This is a genomic window from Halomonas sp. ND22Bw, assembly GCF_003011945.1.
Classification (GTDB): Bacteria; Pseudomonadota; Gammaproteobacteria; order Pseudomonadales; family Halomonadaceae; genus Halomonas; species Halomonas halophila.
Genome location: NZ_PXWD01000016.1, coordinates 49805 through 64442, shown reverse-complemented (window position 1 = coordinate 64442; position 14638 = coordinate 49805). Strand labels below are relative to the sequence as shown.

The 14638-nt window shown below is 67.9% G+C and carries 15 protein-coding genes and 1 other RNA gene; 8 read left to right on the top strand and 8 right to left on the bottom strand.

Annotated features, from left to right (window positions below; genetic code table 11):
• Positions 1–479: pyruvate kinase (locus CVH10_RS15715; protein WP_369335826.1), on the bottom strand; the 479-nt coding region annotated here is incomplete at its 3' end.
• Positions 480–848: 369 nt separating this feature from the next.
• Between CVH10_RS15715 and gap the strand changes: the two genes are divergently transcribed.
• A complete protein-coding gene (gene gap / locus CVH10_RS15710; RefSeq protein WP_035592956.1) occupies positions 849–1853 on the top strand; it encodes a type I glyceraldehyde-3-phosphate dehydrogenase in 1005 nt (334 codons plus the stop codon).
• A 90-nt stretch (positions 1854–1943) separates the two neighbouring features.
• On the opposite strand, the gene CVH10_RS15705 is transcribed toward gap, so the two are convergent.
• The 3 genes from CVH10_RS15705 to smpB form a co-directional block, all read right to left on the bottom strand.
• Positions 1944–2687 (bottom strand): M15 family metallopeptidase, encoded by a 744-nt coding sequence (locus CVH10_RS15705; protein WP_181244427.1) that lies wholly within the window; start codon positions 2685–2687, stop codon positions 1944–1946.
• Between the two features lie 416 nt (positions 2688–3103).
• Positions 3104–3482: a transfer-messenger RNA gene (ssrA, locus tag CVH10_RS15700) on the bottom strand.
• A gap of 42 nt (positions 3483–3524) precedes the next feature.
• A complete protein-coding gene (smpB, locus tag CVH10_RS15695) occupies positions 3525–4016 on the bottom strand; it encodes an SsrA-binding protein SmpB (protein WP_035592957.1) in 492 nt (163 codons plus the stop codon).
• Between the two features lie 129 nt (positions 4017–4145).
• Here smpB and CVH10_RS15690 point away from each other — a divergent pair, with 129 nt between their 5' ends.
• A complete protein-coding gene (locus CVH10_RS15690) occupies positions 4146–4589 on the top strand; it encodes a type II toxin-antitoxin system RatA family toxin (RefSeq protein WP_035592958.1) in 444 nt (147 codons plus the stop codon).
• A gap of 1 nt (position 4590) precedes the next feature.
• Positions 4591–4890 (top strand): RnfH family protein, encoded by a 300-nt coding sequence (locus CVH10_RS15685; RefSeq protein WP_106489187.1) that lies wholly within the window; start codon positions 4591–4593, stop codon positions 4888–4890.
• A 12-nt stretch (positions 4891–4902) separates the two neighbouring features.
• On the opposite strand, the gene CVH10_RS15680 is transcribed toward CVH10_RS15685, so the two are convergent.
• Entirely contained in the window at positions 4903–5325 is a 423-nt protein-coding gene (locus tag CVH10_RS15680) for an outer membrane protein assembly factor BamE (RefSeq protein WP_035592960.1), read from the bottom strand.
• A 72-nt stretch (positions 5326–5397) separates the two neighbouring features.
• On the opposite strand from CVH10_RS15680, the gene fur reads away from it, so the two are divergent.
• A complete protein-coding gene (gene fur, locus CVH10_RS15675) occupies positions 5398–5844 on the top strand; it encodes a ferric iron uptake transcriptional regulator (protein WP_046079346.1) in 447 nt (148 codons plus the stop codon).
• 101 nt (positions 5845–5945) lie between these two features.
• Here fur and recN read toward each other — a convergent pair whose 3' ends face one another.
• Complete coding sequence (recN, locus tag CVH10_RS15670; protein WP_106489186.1) at positions 5946–7619, bottom strand: DNA repair protein RecN; 1674 nt, start codon at positions 7617–7619, stop codon at positions 5946–5948.
• A 233-nt stretch (positions 7620–7852) separates the two neighbouring features.
• On the opposite strand from recN, the gene grpE reads away from it, so the two are divergent.
• The 4 genes from grpE to CVH10_RS15650 all read left to right on the top strand — a co-directional run bounded on the left by grpE (position 7853) and on the right by CVH10_RS15650 (position 12843).
• Positions 7853–8476: a nucleotide exchange factor GrpE gene (grpE, locus tag CVH10_RS15665; protein ID WP_035592963.1), complete on the top strand. Its 624-nt coding sequence runs from the start codon at positions 7853–7855 to the stop codon at positions 8474–8476.
• A 121-nt stretch (positions 8477–8597) separates the two neighbouring features.
• Positions 8598–10526, top strand: coding sequence for a molecular chaperone DnaK (gene dnaK / locus CVH10_RS15660; protein WP_106489185.1), 1929 nt, complete (start codon positions 8598–8600; stop codon positions 10524–10526).
• Between the two features lie 93 nt (positions 10527–10619).
• Complete coding sequence (gene dnaJ / locus CVH10_RS15655) at positions 10620–11762, top strand: molecular chaperone DnaJ (RefSeq protein WP_035592965.1); 1143 nt, start codon at positions 10620–10622, stop codon at positions 11760–11762.
• A gap of 187 nt (positions 11763–11949) precedes the next feature.
• A complete protein-coding gene (locus CVH10_RS15650) occupies positions 11950–12843 on the top strand; it encodes a DMT family transporter (RefSeq protein WP_035592966.1) in 894 nt (297 codons plus the stop codon).
• Here the strand turns inward: CVH10_RS15650 and CVH10_RS15645 are convergent.
• Together CVH10_RS15645 and CVH10_RS15640 are read right to left on the bottom strand one after the other, a co-directional pair.
• A complete protein-coding gene (locus CVH10_RS15645; RefSeq protein ID WP_035592967.1) occupies positions 12821–13570 on the bottom strand; it encodes an ABC transporter ATP-binding protein in 750 nt (249 codons plus the stop codon). The two genes, CVH10_RS15650 and CVH10_RS15645, sit on opposite strands and share 23 nt — an antisense overlap.
• Entirely contained in the window at positions 13564–14637 is a 1074-nt protein-coding gene (locus tag CVH10_RS15640) for an iron ABC transporter permease (RefSeq protein ID WP_106489184.1), read from the bottom strand. The genes CVH10_RS15645 and CVH10_RS15640 overlap by 7 nt, the downstream gene beginning before the upstream one ends.
• Position 14638 lies beyond the last annotated feature (1 nt).

Below are 14638 nucleotides of genomic sequence, written 5' to 3'. Positions count from 1 at the left end.
GACAGCTCGCCGCCCACCGCCACGGTGGTGTGGATGGCGCTGCCGTCGACGCGGTCGACGTCGAGCACCACCCGGCCGTCGTCGAGCAGCAGGCGGTCGCCGGCGGCCACGTCGGCGGCCAGGTCCTCGTAGTCGCAGCCGACTCTCGAGGCGTCGCCGGCCTCGCCGTCGAGGGCCACGTCGATGACGAAGGGCGCGCCTTCTTCCAGCACGACCTTGCCCTCGGTGAAGCGGGCGATGCGGATCTTGGGCCCCTGCAGGTCGCCCAGGGCGGCGACGCTGCGACCCTGGCGGGCGGCGATCTCGCGCACCGCGCTCAAGCGGCGGCGATGGTCGTCGGCGGTGCCGTGGGAGAAGTTGAGGCGCACCACGTCGACGCCGGCGGCGATCATCTGCTCCAGCACGCCCTCCCGGTCGCTGGCGGGGCCGAGAGTGGCGACGATCTTGGTGCGGCGGAGGGGGGTGGGGCGATCAGACATGCCGGTTCTCCTGTGGGCGCGGCCGTTGCGGCGAGGCGAGAAGTGAAAGGGTCAAGATAGCGTAGTAGTGGTGATATTACGAAACAAAGCGTCCGCGACGAAAGTCGAGCCCGAGGCGCCGTGTCGCGGCTTTCTTCATTGAAACCCTTTGGTTTCGCGATTCTAACCGGGGGGCGTAGGGGTGGCGAGGGGGTCTGTGTTGTAAAATTACTAAAAACAACTTGTCTCGGGCGTCATCCTGATCCACATTGGAGGCATGACGAGCCTTCGAGCCGCCCACGAGACGGCAGGCGCCTCTGCCCGCCGCCCGCCCCGGTTCGACACGCTCCCACCTGACAAGTCGGCAACTGGTTTCGAGAGGATCACGCCATGACGCTCAAGATCGCCATCAACGGTTTCGGTCGTATCGGTCGCAACGTGTTTCGTGCCCTTTACGAGGGTGGCTATCGCGACCGGGTGCAGGTCGTCGCCATCAACGACCTGGGCGATCCGGCCCTCAACGCCCACCTGCTGCGCCACGACACCGTGCACGGCCACTTCCCGTTCGAGGTCTCCCACGACGAGAGCAGCCTGACGGTCGACGGCGATCGCATCGAGATCCGCTCCGAGCGCGACCCGGCCCAGCTGCCCTGGGAGCGCCTGGGCGTGGACCTGGTGATGGAGTGCACCGGCCTGTTCACCAAGCGTGCCGATGCCGGCAAGCACCTCGAGGCCGGCGCCGGCCGCGTGCTGGTGTCCGCGCCGAGCCCGGACGCCGACGCCACCGTGGTCTTCGGCGTCAACGAGGACGTGCTGACCGCCGAGCACAAGGTGGTGTCCAACGCCTCCTGCACCACCAACTGCCTGGCCCCGGTGGCCAAGGTGCTGAACGAGACGGTGGGCATCGAGAACGGCCTGATGACCACGGTGCACGCCTACACCAACGACCAGAACCTGTCCGACGTCTACCACACGGACCCCTACCGGGCCCGCAGCGCCACGCACTCCATGATTCCGACCAAGACCGGTGCCGCCGCGGCGGTGGGGCTGGTGCTGCCGGAGCTGGACGGCAAGCTCGACGGCCTGGCGGTGCGCGTGCCGGTGATCAACGTCTCGCTGGTGGACCTGACCTTCACCGCGGGTCGCGACACCACCAAGGAAGAGATCAACGCCATCGTCGCCGAGGCGGCCCAGGCGTCGCCGGTGCTGGCGGTCAACGCCCAGCCGCTGGTGTCCATCGACTTCAACCATGACGCCAACTCCTCCACCTTCGACAGCAACCACACCCGCGTGACCAACGGTCGCCTGGTGAAGGTCATGGCCTGGTACGACAACGAGTGGGGCTTCTCCAACCGCATGCTGGATACCGCCCTGGCGATGCACGCCACGGCCTGATTCCTCCAGCAGAAGCGCCGAACCGAGCGACGCCGGGCCACACGAGTGGCCCGGCGTCGCCGTGTCTGGCCATGAGAAAATGAGGTCGCGCTAGACGCCACGCCGCCAGCGGCTCTCCAGCGTCATCGGCTGGGTGGGGCCGTAGTGGGCGGCGGGATGATCGCCGTAGTGGGCCCACAGCGGGTCGCCGAGGTCGAAGTGCCACCACTCGCTCGGCAGGTTGGTGAAACCCTCGGCGGCCATGGCGTGATACAGCAGGCGGCGGTGGTCGCGGGCCCGGCGTTGGGCGTCGTCGGGCGCGTCCAGGCGTTCCAGGGCGGCGCTGTGCGAGGCCGGCACGGCCTCGTCGAACAGCGTGCCCATGTCCAGCGGCAGGCCGTCGGCATCGCACAGGGTGGCGTCCACGGCGCCGCCGGTCAGGTGCGGGCTCGGCGCCTCCGGCGACTGGCTCGGCAGGGCGACGAATTCCCGGGTGCGCGCCGCCAGGGCCTCGGCATCGAGCTCCGGATGGCGGGCCTGAATCGTCTCCTGCAGCGTGTCGAAGAGGTACTGCTGCACCCGCCAGGGCCGCCAGCCGTCCAGCACCAGCAGGCTGAGCCCCTCGGGCAGGGCGCGGGCCACCGCCAGCAGCCGGCGATACACGCCCTCGCGCACGTAGCATTCGTGGACGGCGCCGGGAATGCCGAGTCGGGCATAGACCGGGTAGGCGCGCAGCGGCGCCGGCGCCAGGCTGACCGGCACCAGCGGCTCGTCGCACTCGACGATCGGTCGGCGTTCGACGGCGGCCCAGTCGGGTTCGGGGCATTCGGGGATGGGCGGAAGATGGTCGGCCATGCGGGGCTCGCGTCCGGCGGGAGAGGTTTCATCATATCGCAGCGCCTTGCGTCCCGGGCAAGCCGGGGTCGATGCGCGATGTCCCATCAGCATTAGCCTGCTGGAAAGGCATCGTGTGAGTCGGCAGGTTATGGATATGCCCAAACGAAAAAAGCCACCCGGATAGGGTGGCTCTTTTCTGGTATTGGTGGAGGCGGCGGAATCGACCCCGGGTTGTCGAGAGAGGGCCGGCACGCGTCGGCGACGCTTGGTTCTTCTCAAACGAAAAACGCCGCCCGGGTGGGTGGCGTTTCTCTGGTATTGGTGGAGGCGGCGGAATCGACCCCGGGTTGTCGAGAGAGGGCCGGCACGCGTCGGCGGGTTGGGGATACGCAAACGAAAAAAGCCACCCGGGTAGGGTGGCTCTTTTCTGGTGTTGGTGGAGGCGGCGGGAATCGAACCCGCGTCCGCCGACACTCGCCCATCGGCTCTACATGCTTAGTTCCGTCATTTGATTTAACGTCGCTGGCTCCGACGGGCAGGATCCAGAAACGCGATTCCTCTAAGATTTAACGGTTGACGCGAGGACAAGGCCAACCGCGATCCCATCAATCTGAGCTCGTGCCCTTTGGTGATGAATGGGCACATCACCGCCGGGTAGGACTAGAAGCTAGCGGCGTTTAAGCTGCCAGCGCGCCCTGAGCGTAGTTGTCGTCGTTTGCGACTATTTAATCGTGATGTTGGATTTACGAGATACATCACGCTCTCGGCATGCACCTCAGGGGTTGTCATCGGCGTCGAAGCCATGTCGCCCCCAAAACGTCGCCATCTTATCAGGATGGCCGAACTTATGACACCTCAGGCGCGGTTTTGTTCGCGCATGATACGGCCCTTCTGACGCTGCCAGTCACGGTCCTTCTCCGTGGCTCGCTTGTCGTGCAGCTTCTTGCCCGAGACCAGCGCCAGCTCGCACTTCACCTTGTTGCCCTTCCAGTACAGCTTGAGCGGCACACAGGTGTGTCCCTTGTCCTGGGTGCGCGAGAAGATCCGGGCGATCTCCTTCTTGTGCAGCAGCAGCTTGCGCGTGCGGGTCGGGTCGGCCACCTCATGCGTGCTGGCGGTGTTGAGCGGCGTGATGTGGCTGCCCAGCAGCCAGGCTTCGCCGTTCTTGACCAGGATGTAGGTGTCGGTGAGCTGCGCCTTGCCGGCGCGCAGGCTCTTGACCTCCCAGCCGGCCAGCGACAGGCCGGCCTCGAAGGTCTCGTTGATGTGGTACTCGAAACGCGCCTTCTTGTTCAGCGCGATGGCGTTGCTGCCGGGACCCTTGCCTTTACCTTTCTTGCTGGCCATGGAACCTCGTGTCTGTGCTTGCCGGTGGCGGCCTGCCCCCTCCGATATGGGGGGAAGCGTGATACCATTCAAGGCCGAAATAACCGCTCATGATACGCCCTGGGCCCCTTGAAGTCAGCGGAGAGGTCAATGCCAACGGTCAATCGGTCCGCCCTGGTGCGGCACACCCCCCAGGAGATGTTCGATCTGGTCAACGATTTCGAGCGCTATCCGGAGTTCCTGCCGGGTTGTCGCCGGGCGCGGCTGATCGAACGGGATGAGGCCCATCTGGTCGGCGAGATGACCCTGGGGCGTGCCGGCATCGAGCAGAGCTTCACCACCCGCAACGACCTGCACGAGCCCGATCGCATCGAGCTGTCGCTGGTCGATGGGCCCTTCAAGCGGCTGCGCGGCCGCTGGCAGTTCCTGCCCATGGGCGATGGCGCCTGCAAGGTCAGCCTGGAGATGGAGTTCGAGTTCGCCAACCGCCTGCTGGGCATGGCCTTCGGCAAGCTCTTCCAGCAGGTGGCGGGCCAGCTGGTGGACTCCTTCACCCGTCGTGCCGACGAGCTCTACGGCCGAGGGAGGTACTGAGATGCCGCGTGTCGAGGTGGCCTTCGCCCTGCCGCAACGCCAGCGCATCGTCGAGCTGACGCTGCCCGAGGGCACCACGGCCCGCGAGGCCGTGGCCCGGGCCGGGCTCGAGGCGCTCTTTCCCGAGGTGCCGGCCGAGACCTTCCGCGAGGCCGATCTCGGCATCTTCGGCAAGGCGCTGCGCGATCCCGAGGCCCGTGCGCTCGAGGATGGCGACCGAGTGGAAGTCTACCGCCCGCTCGAGCTCGACCCCAAGGCGGCGCGGGCGGCCAGGGCCGCCCGCGCATCGCGTTCTTCCTGAGGCCTTCCCCGTCTATTCCTCGTTCGGCACCACGTTGAAGAGGTTGCCGCGGGAGCCCTCGGTCTCGCCGGCGGGGCCGATGCCCTGCTTGGAGATCAGCGCCGGTGGCCGGGAGAAGTCGCCTTCGTGCTCGACGGAGGCCAGGCGGTTGCCCTGGAAGGTCAGCGTCAGGCGGCGCTGCTCGACGTCGCCGTAGGCCTTGTCCAGGCGATAGACGTAGTCCCACTGGTTGGCATCGAAGGGTGCCTCGAGCAGCGGGCTGCCCATCAGATCGATGACCTGCTGGCGTGTCATGCCGGCGTGCAGCTGTTCGGTCATCGCCGGGGTCACCAGGTTGCCCTGGGCCAGGTCGCGCTTGTAGACGCCGAAGTAGCTGCAGCCGCTGATCAGCGTCAGGGCGACGGAAAGGGTGACAATTCTGCTCAGCTTTTGCATTTGCGGCCGTTCTTCACTATCGTGGTTTCGGTCGATCATAACCGACCCTACCCGATACTGCGAAGAGCAACCATGGCCGACCAGAACCATGAACTGCGCAAGGCCGGTCTCAAAGTGACCCTGCCGCGCGTCAAGATCCTGCATATCCTCGAGAATGCCACCAATCAGCATCACCTGAGCGCAGAAGACGTCTACAAGACGCTGCTGGACGCGGGTGAGGACGTGGGGCTCGCGACCGTCTATCGGGTGCTGACTCAGTTCGAGTCCGCCGGCCTGGTGACCCGCCACAACTTCGACGGCGGCCACGCGGTCTTCGAGCTGACCCAGGAAGAGCACCACGACCACATGGTGTGCCTGGACAGCGGGGAGATCGTCGAATTCTTCGACGAGACCATCGAGCGCCGCCAGCAGGAGATCGCCGAGGAGCACGGCTACGAGCTCGTCGATCATGCGCTGGTGCTCTACGTGCGCCCGAAGGGCTCCAAGGCGACCCGTCAGGAACTCAACCTGAAGAAGTAAGCCCCGGCACGAGCGCCGCCGAACAGCGAACGGCCCCGATCCACTGGATCGGGGCCGTTTCCGTTGATGGGAAGAATGACGTGACGGCGAGCGCCGTGGCTCTAGTGGCGGGCGCGCTGGCTGGCGTCGAGCATCTCCCGGGCGTGGGCCAGGGTCTGGTCGGTCAGCGTCATGCCGCCGAGCATGCGCGCCAGCTCGCCGACGCGGCCGGCCTCATCGAGCAGCGCCATGCGGGTCAGGGTGGTGTCATCCTCGGCCTGCTTGGCGATGTGCAGGTGCTGGTGGGCCTGGGCCGCCACCTGGGGCAGGTGGGTCACGGTCATCACCTGGCCATTGCCGCCCAGCCGGCGCAGCAGCTGGCCGACGATCTCGGCGGTGGCGCCGGACACGCCGACGTCGACCTCGTCGAACACCAGGCTGGGGATGGTGGAATGCTGGGCAGCCACCACCTGGATGGCCAGGCTGACGCGGGACAGTTCGCCGCCGGAGGCCACCTTGGCCAGCGGGCGGGCCGGCTGACCGGGGTTGGCGCTGATCAAAAAGCGCACCCGGTCGAGCCCCTCCGGTGCCGGGGCATCGCGCTCGCTGACCTCGACCTCGAAGCGAGCCTTGCCCATGGCCAGGAAGGCCAGCTGGTCCTGCACCGCGGAGCCGAAGCGCGCGGCGGCCGCGCGGCGGGTGGCGCTGACGGCCTCGGCCTGGTCGCGCCAGTGGGCCTCCAGGGCGTCGACCTCGGCGGCGAGCGCCTCCAGGTCGTCGCCGCCGTCCTCCAGCTCGGCCAGCTCGGCGGCCAGCCGCTGGTGCAGGGCGACCAGTTCCTCGGGCGAGATGTGGTGCTTGCGGGCGATGCGGTGGACCTCGCCGAGGCGCTCCTCGACCCAGGCCAGGCGTTCGGGGTCGAGTTCGACGCCGGCGGCGAAATGGTTGAGCTCGCGCCCGGCCTCCTCGACCTGGATGCAGGCGTCGCCGAGCATCGTCAGCGCCTCGGCCAGGGCGCCGCGGTCGCTGCCGGGCAGCGCGGACAGATGATTCACCGCCTGCTGCAGCAGCGGCAGGGCGCCGCCCTCCTCGCCGTCGCAGCAGGTGGCGGCGAACTGGGCCTCGCGCAGGCGCTCCTCGGCGTGGGCCAGTTCCTCCTGTTCGGCCTCCAGGCCGGAAAGCTCGTCCTCGGCCAGCGCCAGCTGGTCGAGCTCCTCGACCTGGTAGCGCAGCAGCTGGCGGCGGGCGCGCAGCTCGTCGCCGTCCTCGGCCAGCCGCTTGAGGCGACGCTTCACCTCGCGCCACTCGCGGAAAGTCTCGGCGAGGGCGGTCACGGCGTCGTCGTGGCCGGCGAAGTCGTCGAGCAGGCGCAGGTGGGTCTCTTCGCCGAGCAGCGCCTGGTGGGCGTGCTGGCCGTGGATCTCGATGAGGTGGCCGCCCAGCGCCTTGAGATCGGCGACGGTGGCGGGCTGGCCGTTGATCCAGGCCTTGGAGCGCCCGCCGCGGGTCACCACGCGGCGCAGCAGGCAGTCGTCCTCGGGCAGTTCGCGGCCGGCCAGCCACTCGCGGGCGGCGGGCAGGGCGGCGATGTCGAAGCGTGCGCTGAGGTCGGCGCGCTCGGCGCCGTGGCGCACGCTGCCGGCGTCGGCGCGTTCGCCCAGGCACAGCCCCAGGGCGCCGAGCAGGATCGACTTGCCGGCCCCGGTCTCGCCGGTGATGGCGGTCATGCCGCCGCCGAGCTCGAGTTCCAGATGGTCGACGATGGCGAAGTCACGAATGGCGAGCTCTGTCAGCATGATGCCTCCCGGGGCCGGTTTCGGAACGACTGGCGAAACTACTGGTTATTCATCCACTGGCTTGTGCGTTTATACAGTAGTTCAGCCGGAGGAACAACGCACGGCCCGATTCCCGCGTCTCGCGTCCCTTGAGATCGACGCGGCCAGCCCCATATAGCTGGCAACGGCTTTTTTCACCGACATATCAGTCTCGCTGGCGGCGCTGCCGCCGGCCGGCATTTCAGGAGAGACGCATGGCCAAAGATCCGCAGACCCCGCTGGACGACGAGCTGGCACGCCAGCAGGACGAGGCCGACACCCAGGTCGAGCCGGAGCCCGTCGAGGGCGAGCTGGAAGGTGCCGCCGAGGCCGCCGAAGAGGGCGCCGAGGCGGCCTCCGACAACCCGGAGGCCGAGATGCTGGCGGCCAAGGTCGAGGAGCTCGAGCAGGCCCTGGACGAGGCCAAGGACCAGTCGATGCGCACCGCCGCCGAGGCCCAGAACGTACGCCGCCGCGCCGAGCAGGAGGCCGAGAAGGCGCGCAAGTTCGCGCTGGAGAAGTTCGTCAAGGAGCTGCTGCCGGTGGTCGACAGCCTGGAGAAGGCGCTCGAGGCCATGGGCGAGGACGCCACCGAGGCGCATCGCGAGGGCGTCTCCATGACCCTGAAGATGCAGATCGACGTGCTGAACAAGTTCGGCGTCGAGCAGGTCGAGCCGTCCGGCGAGCCCTTCGACCCGCAGTACCACGAGGCCATGGCCATGGTGCCGAACCCCGAGCTCGAGCCCAACACCGTGATGGACGTGATGCAGAAGGGCTACCTGCTCAACGGTCGCCTGGTGCGCCCGGCGATGGTGGTGGTCAGCCAGGCCGCCGAATAAGCCGAGGCGAAATCGGTGCGGGGCCCTTGAAATGGCGTCGAGGGCCCCCAGATAGACAGCATCCCGCGGTAAACGCCGCGAACGAACGAATCACGTAACAGCAAAATTTCGAGGATTTCCTATGGGACGCATCATCGGTATTGACCTGGGGACCACCAACTCTTGCGTGGCCGTGCTCGACGGCGACAGCCCCAAGGTGATCGAGAACGCCGAAGGCGCACGCACGACCCCGTCCATCATCGCCTATACCGACGACGGCGAGACGCTGGTGGGTCAGGCGGCCAAGCGCCAGGCAGTGACCAACCCGCAGAACACCCTGTTCGCCATCAAGCGTCTGATCGGTCGTCGCTTCGCCGACGACGTGGTCCAGAAGGACATCAAGATGGTGCCCTACACCATCGCCGAGGCCGACAACGGTGACGCCTGGGTCGAGGTCAAGGGCAGCAAGCTGGCGCCGCCGCAGGTCAGCGCCGAAGTGCTGAAGAAGATGAAGAAGACCGCCGAAGACTACCTCGGCGAGTCCGTGACCGAAGCGGTCATCACCGTGCCGGCCTACTTCAACGACAGCCAGCGCCAGGCCACCAAGGACGCCGGCCGCATCGCCGGCCTCGAGGTCAAGCGCATCATCAACGAGCCGACCGCGGCCGCGCTGGCCTACGGCATGGACAAGTCTCGCGGCGACAAGACCATCGCAGTCTATGACCTGGGTGGCGGCACCTTCGATATCTCCATCATCGAAGTGGCCGACGTCGACGGCGAGACCCAGTTCGAGGTGCTGGCCACCAACGGCGACACCTTCCTGGGTGGCGAGGACTTCGACCTGGCACTGATCAACTACCTGGTCGACCAGTTCAAGGCCGACAGCGGCATCGACCTGTCCGGCGACAACCTCGCCATGCAGCGCCTCAAGGAAGCCGCCGAGAAGGCCAAGATCGAGCTGTCCAGCGCGCAGCAGACCGAGGTCAACCTGCCGTACATCACCGCCGACAACACCGGTCCCAAGCACCTCAACGTGAAGGTGACCCGGGCCAAGCTGGAGTCGCTGGTGGAAGACCTGGTGACCCGTTCGCTGTCGCCCTGCAAGACCGCACTGGCCGACGCCGGCCTGTCCGCCTCCGAGATCGACGACGTGATCCTGGTCGGCGGCCAGACCCGCATGCCGATGGTCCAGTCCAAGGTCGCCGAGTTCTTCGGCAAGGACGCCCGCAAGGACGTCAACCCGGACGAGGCCGTGGCCGTGGGCGCCGCGATCCAGGGCGGCGTGCTGGGCGGCGACGTCAAGGACGTGCTGCTGCTCGACGTCACCCCGCTGACGCTTGGCATCGAGACCCTCGGCGGCGTGATGACCCCGCTGATCGAGAAGAACACCACCATCCCGACCAAGAAGACCCAGACCTTCTCGACCGCGGATGACAACCAGACGGCCGTGACCATCCACGTGCTGCAGGGTGAGCGCAAGCAGTCCAGCGGCAACAAGTCGCTCGGTCGCTTCGACCTGGCCGACATTCCGCCGGCGCCGCGCGGCGTGCCGCAGATCGAGGTCGCCTTCGACCTGGACGCCAACGGCATCCTCAACGTGTCCGCCAAGGACAAGGCCACCGGCAAGGAACAGTCGATTGTCATCAAGGCCTCCAGCGGCCTGTCCGACGAAGAGATCGACCAGATGGTCCAGGACGCCGAGGCCCACGCCGACGAGGACAAGAAGTTCGAGGAGCTGGTGCAGCTGCGCAACCAGGCCGACGGTATGATCCACGCCGCTCGCAAGACCCTCGAGGAAGCCGGCGACAAGGCCACCGACGAGGAGAAGCAGGCCATCGAGAGCGCCGCCTCCGAGCTCGAGGAAGCGGTCAAGGGCGACGACCAGGAAGACATCCAGGCCAAGCTCGACAAGCTGACCGAGGCCTCCGGTAACCTGGCGCAGAAGATGTACGCCGAGCAGGGCGAGGCCGCCCAGGGCGCCGACGCCGCCGGCGAGGCTGGTGCCAAGCAGGAAGACGACGTGGTCGACGCCGAGTACGAGGAAGTCAACGACGACCAGAAGAAGCAGTAACCACGACGCCTGACATCGGGTGACGCCAGCGCGGGGGCCAGACTCCCGCGTTGGTGTTTCCGCAGCAGCGTCGCGACGGAGGCGGACAGACTCATGTCCAAGCGTGATTACTACGAGGTACTGGGCGTCGAGCGTGGGGCCGATCAGAAAGAGATCAAGAAGGCCTATCGACGCCTGGCCCAGAAATACCATCCGGATCGCAATCCGGACGACGAGACCTCGGCGGAGAAATTCCGCGAGGTCTCGGAAGCCTATGAGGTCCTGACCGACAGCGAGAAGCGCGCGGCCTACGACCAGTTCGGCCATGCCGGCGTCGACGGCCAGGCCGGCGGTGGCGGCGGCTTCGGCGGCGCGGGAGCCGGCGGCTTCAGCGACATCTTCGGCGATGTCTTCGGCGACATCTTCGGCGGGGGCGGCGCACGGCGTCATCCCAACGCCCCGCAGCGCGGCAGCGACCTGCGCTACAACCTCGAGCTCGATCTCGAGGACGCGGTGGCCGGCACCAGCGTCGACATCCGCGTGCCGCGTCACGTCGAGTGCGAGCGCTGCGACGGCGACGGCGCCGAGCCGGGCTCCACCAAGGAGACCTGCCCGACCTGTAACGGCATGGGTCAGGTGCGCATGCAGCAGGGCTTCTTCGCCGTGCAGCAGACCTGCCCGACCTGTCACGGCAGCGGCCAGCACATCAAGGTGCCGTGCCACGGCTGTAACGGCGAGGGTCGCGTGCGCGAGACCCGCACCCTGTCGGTGAAGATCCCGGCGGGCGTCGACACCGGCGATCGCATCCGCTTGAACGGCGAAGGCGAGGCCGGGCTCAACGGCGGGCCGGCCGGCGACCTCTACGTGCAGGTGGCCATCAAGCCGCACCCGATCTTCGAGCGCGACGGCCGCCACCTGCAGTGCGAGGTGCCGATCAACTTCGTCGACGCCTCCCTGGGCGGCGAACTCGAGGTGCCGACTCTGGACGGCCGGGTGAAGCTGAAGATTCCGCCCGAGACCCAGACCGGCAAGCTGTTCCGGCTCAAGGGCAAGGGCGTCAAGCCGGTCCGCGGCGGCCCCGCCGGCGACCTGCTGTGCAAGGTGGTCGTCGAGACCCCGGTCAAGCTCAGCGAGGAGCAGAAGGACCTGCTGCGCCAGTTCCAGGACAGCCTGGAAGGCAGCAACAGCCATCACTCGCCGAAGAAGACCAGCTTCTTCGACGGCGTGAAGAAGTTCTTCGAGGACATGAAGCCGTAAGGCGACAACCTCGGTGGCACGCTCGAGGCCCCGCGCTCCTCAGGGAGGCGGGGCCTCGTCGTGTTCGGGCCGACGCAAAGGCGCATCGAATATGGGAACTGTTCCCATCTCCGGTGTACCATGATCGCTTATCTCGGGGGCGCGGCTCGTCGTGCCCGCTCGACATGAATGACGCTCAAGGACCCTCATGGACAACGTCACGGATCGGCCGCTGGCCGGCATCGTGCTTCGACTGATGTCGGGCATTCTTTTCACGGGCATGATGGTGTGCGTCAAGGCGGTGAGCGATGCGGTGCCGCTGGGCCAGACGGTGTTCTTCCGCTCGGCCTTCGCGCTGCTGCCGATCGTGATCTTCATGACCTGGCGGCGTGAGTTTCCCCGGGCCCTGGTGACGCGCAAGCCGCTGGGGCACCTGGTGCGCTCGGGGTTGGGGGCGGCGGCGATGTTCGCCTCCTTCGCCGCGGTGGCGCGGCTGCCGGTGGCCGAGGCGACGCTGCTGGCCCAGCTGTCGCCGGTGGCCATGGCGGTGGGGGGCGTGCTGCTGCTGGGTGAGCGTTTCACCCTCCACCGGGCGGCGGCCTTCGCGCTGGTGCTGGCGGGGGTGGCGGCGCTGGTGGTGCCCGACCTGGGCGAGTCCCGGGGGCAGGTGATGGGCTACGGCCTGGGCGTGCTGGCCGCGCTGCTGACGGCGGGGGCGCTGGTGACGGTGCGGCGCATCTCGCGCACCGAGACGGCGGCGTCCATCGCCTTCTATTTCGTGCTGGTCACGGCGCTGGCGGGGCTCGCCACCCTGCCGCTGGGCTGGGTGGCGGTGTCGGGACAGACGCTGGCGCTGCTGGTGCTGGCGGGGCTGTTCGGCGGGGCCGCGCATATCTGCATGACCCTGGCGCTGCGCTATGCCGAGGTCTCGCGCCTGGCGCCCTTCGAGTACGTGGCGCTGATCTGGCCGGTGCTGGCCGACCTGGCGATCTTCGGCCTGGCGCCGTCAAGCGGCTTCCTGGTGGCCCTGCCGCTGGTGCTGGGCGGGGCGGCCCTGGCGGCGCTGGAGGGGCGTCGGCTCAGACGGCCTCTTCGACAATGAGCTGAGGCTGGCCCCTCGAGCAGCGTTCGATGCGCGCGGTCACCTGATAGACGCGATGCAGCAGCTCGGGGGTCACCACCTCCTCGGTGGGGCCGCAGGTGATCAGCTCGCCGTGCTTGAGCACCATCGCCTGATCGGTGAAGCGCAGCGCGTGGCCCAGATCGTGCAGGGCGGCGATCACCAGCATGCCTCTTTCCCTGGCCAGTCGGCGCAGGATCGACAGCAGCTGGATCTGGCGATGCAGGTCCAGCGCCGAGGTCGGCTCGTCGAGCAGTAGCACCTCCGGGTTCTGCACCAGCGCCTGGGCCGCGCCCACCATCTGCCGCTGGCCGCCGCTGAGGTCGCCGATGTCACGCTCGCCGAGCGCGGCGATGCCCAGCGCGTCCAGGGCGCGATCCACCTCGGCCAGATCCTCGGGCTTCACGTTCAGGCGCCGGCCCTGCATGCGCGCCAGCAGCACCGACTCGTAGACTGTCAGCACCGCATTGACGCCGGTGTCCTGCGGCATGTAGGCCACCGGGCGTTCGCGGGTGGCCCCCTCGATGCGCACCGTGCCGCCGCCGTCGAGCAGCCCGAAGATGCGCCGGAAGAGGGTCGACTTGCCCGCGGCGTTGGGGCCGAGCACGGCCACCACCTGGCCGCCCTCGAGGGGTGGGGTGGTGATCTCGGAGAGAATGCGGCGGCGGCCGTAGCGGGCCGACAGCCCGTCGAGGGTGAGCGTTACCATGAGGCCTTCTTGTTGCTGAGAACGAGGAACAGGAAGAAGGGGATGCCGACCAGCGAGGTGATGATGCCGATCGGGATGACGGTCCCGGGGATCAGCACCTTCGACAGCACCGAGCCGATGGACAGGATCAGTGCGCCGCACAGCGCCGCGCCGGGCAGGAAGAAGCGCTGATCCTCGCCCAGCAGCAGGCGGGCGATGTGCGGCCCGACCAGGCCGATGAAGCCGATGGTGCCGACGAAGGCCACGGCGATGGCGGCCAGCAGCGAGACCAGCACCAGCACCTCGAGGCGCAGTGCGCGGGGCTTCACGCCCAGGCTCTCGGCCTTGGCGTCGCCCAGGCGCATGGCGGTCAGCGCCCAGCCGTGGCGTGCCAGCAGCGGCATGACCACGGCCAGCACGCCCAGCGCGATCCACAGCTTGGGCCAGGTGGCCTTGGTCAGGCTGCCCATGGTCCAGAACACCACCGCGGAGACGGCCTGCTGGCTGGCGAAGAACTGGATCAGCGCCATCAGGGCGTTGAAGATGAACACCATCGCGATGCCCAGCAGCACGATGGTCTCGATGGTCACGCCGCGCCGCATGCTCAGGGCATGGATCGCGAAGGCGGTCAGCATGGCCATGACGAAGGCGTTGATCGGCACCATGTAGTCGACCGCCGCGGGCACGATCACCACGCCGAAGGCCAGCGCCAGGGCGGCGCCGAAGCTGGCGCCGGCGGAGATGCCGAGCGTGAAGGGGCTGGCCAGGGGGTTGCTGAGGATGGTCTGCATCTGGGCGCCGGCCACGGACAGGCTGGCGCCGACCACCAGCGCCATCAGCGCCACCGGCATGCGGATCTCCCACAGGATGACGCGGGCCTGCTGGCTGACGTCATCCGGGGAGAACAGCGCGGTAATCACCTCGCCGAGGCCGAAGCGGGCCGGCCCCAGGGCCAGGTCGACGCACAGGCTCAGGAACAGCGCCAGGGTCAGGGCGGCGAGGATCAGCTGGCGGCGGACCACCAGGGCGCGATAGAAGTTTCGCCCCTCCTCGGCGGAGGGGGCGGCGGACGGTGCGCTGGCCGACATG

Excerpts from the sequence above, each read along its gene's own strand:
- CVH10_RS15680 (WP_035592960.1), bottom strand. The coding sequence starts at position 5,325 with ATGCAAAAGCTGAGCAGAATTGTCACCCTTTCCGTCGCCCTGACGCTG.
- CVH10_RS15645 (WP_035592967.1), bottom strand. The coding sequence starts at position 13,570 with ATGGTAACGCTCACCCTCGACGGGCTGTCGGCCCGCTACGGCCGCCGC.
- gap (WP_035592956.1), top strand. The coding sequence starts at position 849 with ATGACGCTCAAGATCGCCATCAACGGTTTCGGTCGTATCGGTCGCAAC.
- smpB (WP_035592957.1), bottom strand. The coding sequence starts at position 4,016 with ATGGCCAGCAAGAAAGGTAAAGGCAAGGGTCCCGGCAGCAACGCCATC.
- CVH10_RS15650 (WP_035592966.1), top strand. The coding sequence starts at position 11,950 with ATGGACAACGTCACGGATCGGCCGCTGGCCGGCATCGTGCTTCGACTG.
- dnaK (WP_106489185.1), top strand. The coding sequence starts at position 8,598 with ATGGGACGCATCATCGGTATTGACCTGGGGACCACCAACTCTTGCGTG.
- dnaJ (WP_035592965.1), top strand. The coding sequence starts at position 10,620 with ATGTCCAAGCGTGATTACTACGAGGTACTGGGCGTCGAGCGTGGGGCC.
- grpE (WP_035592963.1), top strand. The coding sequence starts at position 7,853 with ATGGCCAAAGATCCGCAGACCCCGCTGGACGACGAGCTGGCACGCCAG.
- CVH10_RS15705 (WP_181244427.1), bottom strand. The coding sequence starts at position 2,687 with ATGGCCGACCATCTTCCGCCCATCCCCGAATGCCCCGAACCCGACTGG.
- CVH10_RS15690 (WP_035592958.1), top strand. The coding sequence starts at position 4,146 with ATGCCAACGGTCAATCGGTCCGCCCTGGTGCGGCACACCCCCCAGGAG.
- CVH10_RS15685 (WP_106489187.1), top strand. The coding sequence starts at position 4,591 with ATGCCGCGTGTCGAGGTGGCCTTCGCCCTGCCGCAACGCCAGCGCATC.
- recN (WP_106489186.1), bottom strand. The coding sequence starts at position 7,619 with ATGCTGACAGAGCTCGCCATTCGTGACTTCGCCATCGTCGACCATCTG.
- CVH10_RS15640 (WP_106489184.1), bottom strand. The coding sequence starts at position 14,637 with ATGTCGGCCAGCGCACCGTCCGCCGCCCCCTCCGCCGAGGAGGGGCGA.
- fur (WP_046079346.1), top strand. The coding sequence starts at position 5,398 with ATGGCCGACCAGAACCATGAACTGCGCAAGGCCGGTCTCAAAGTGACC.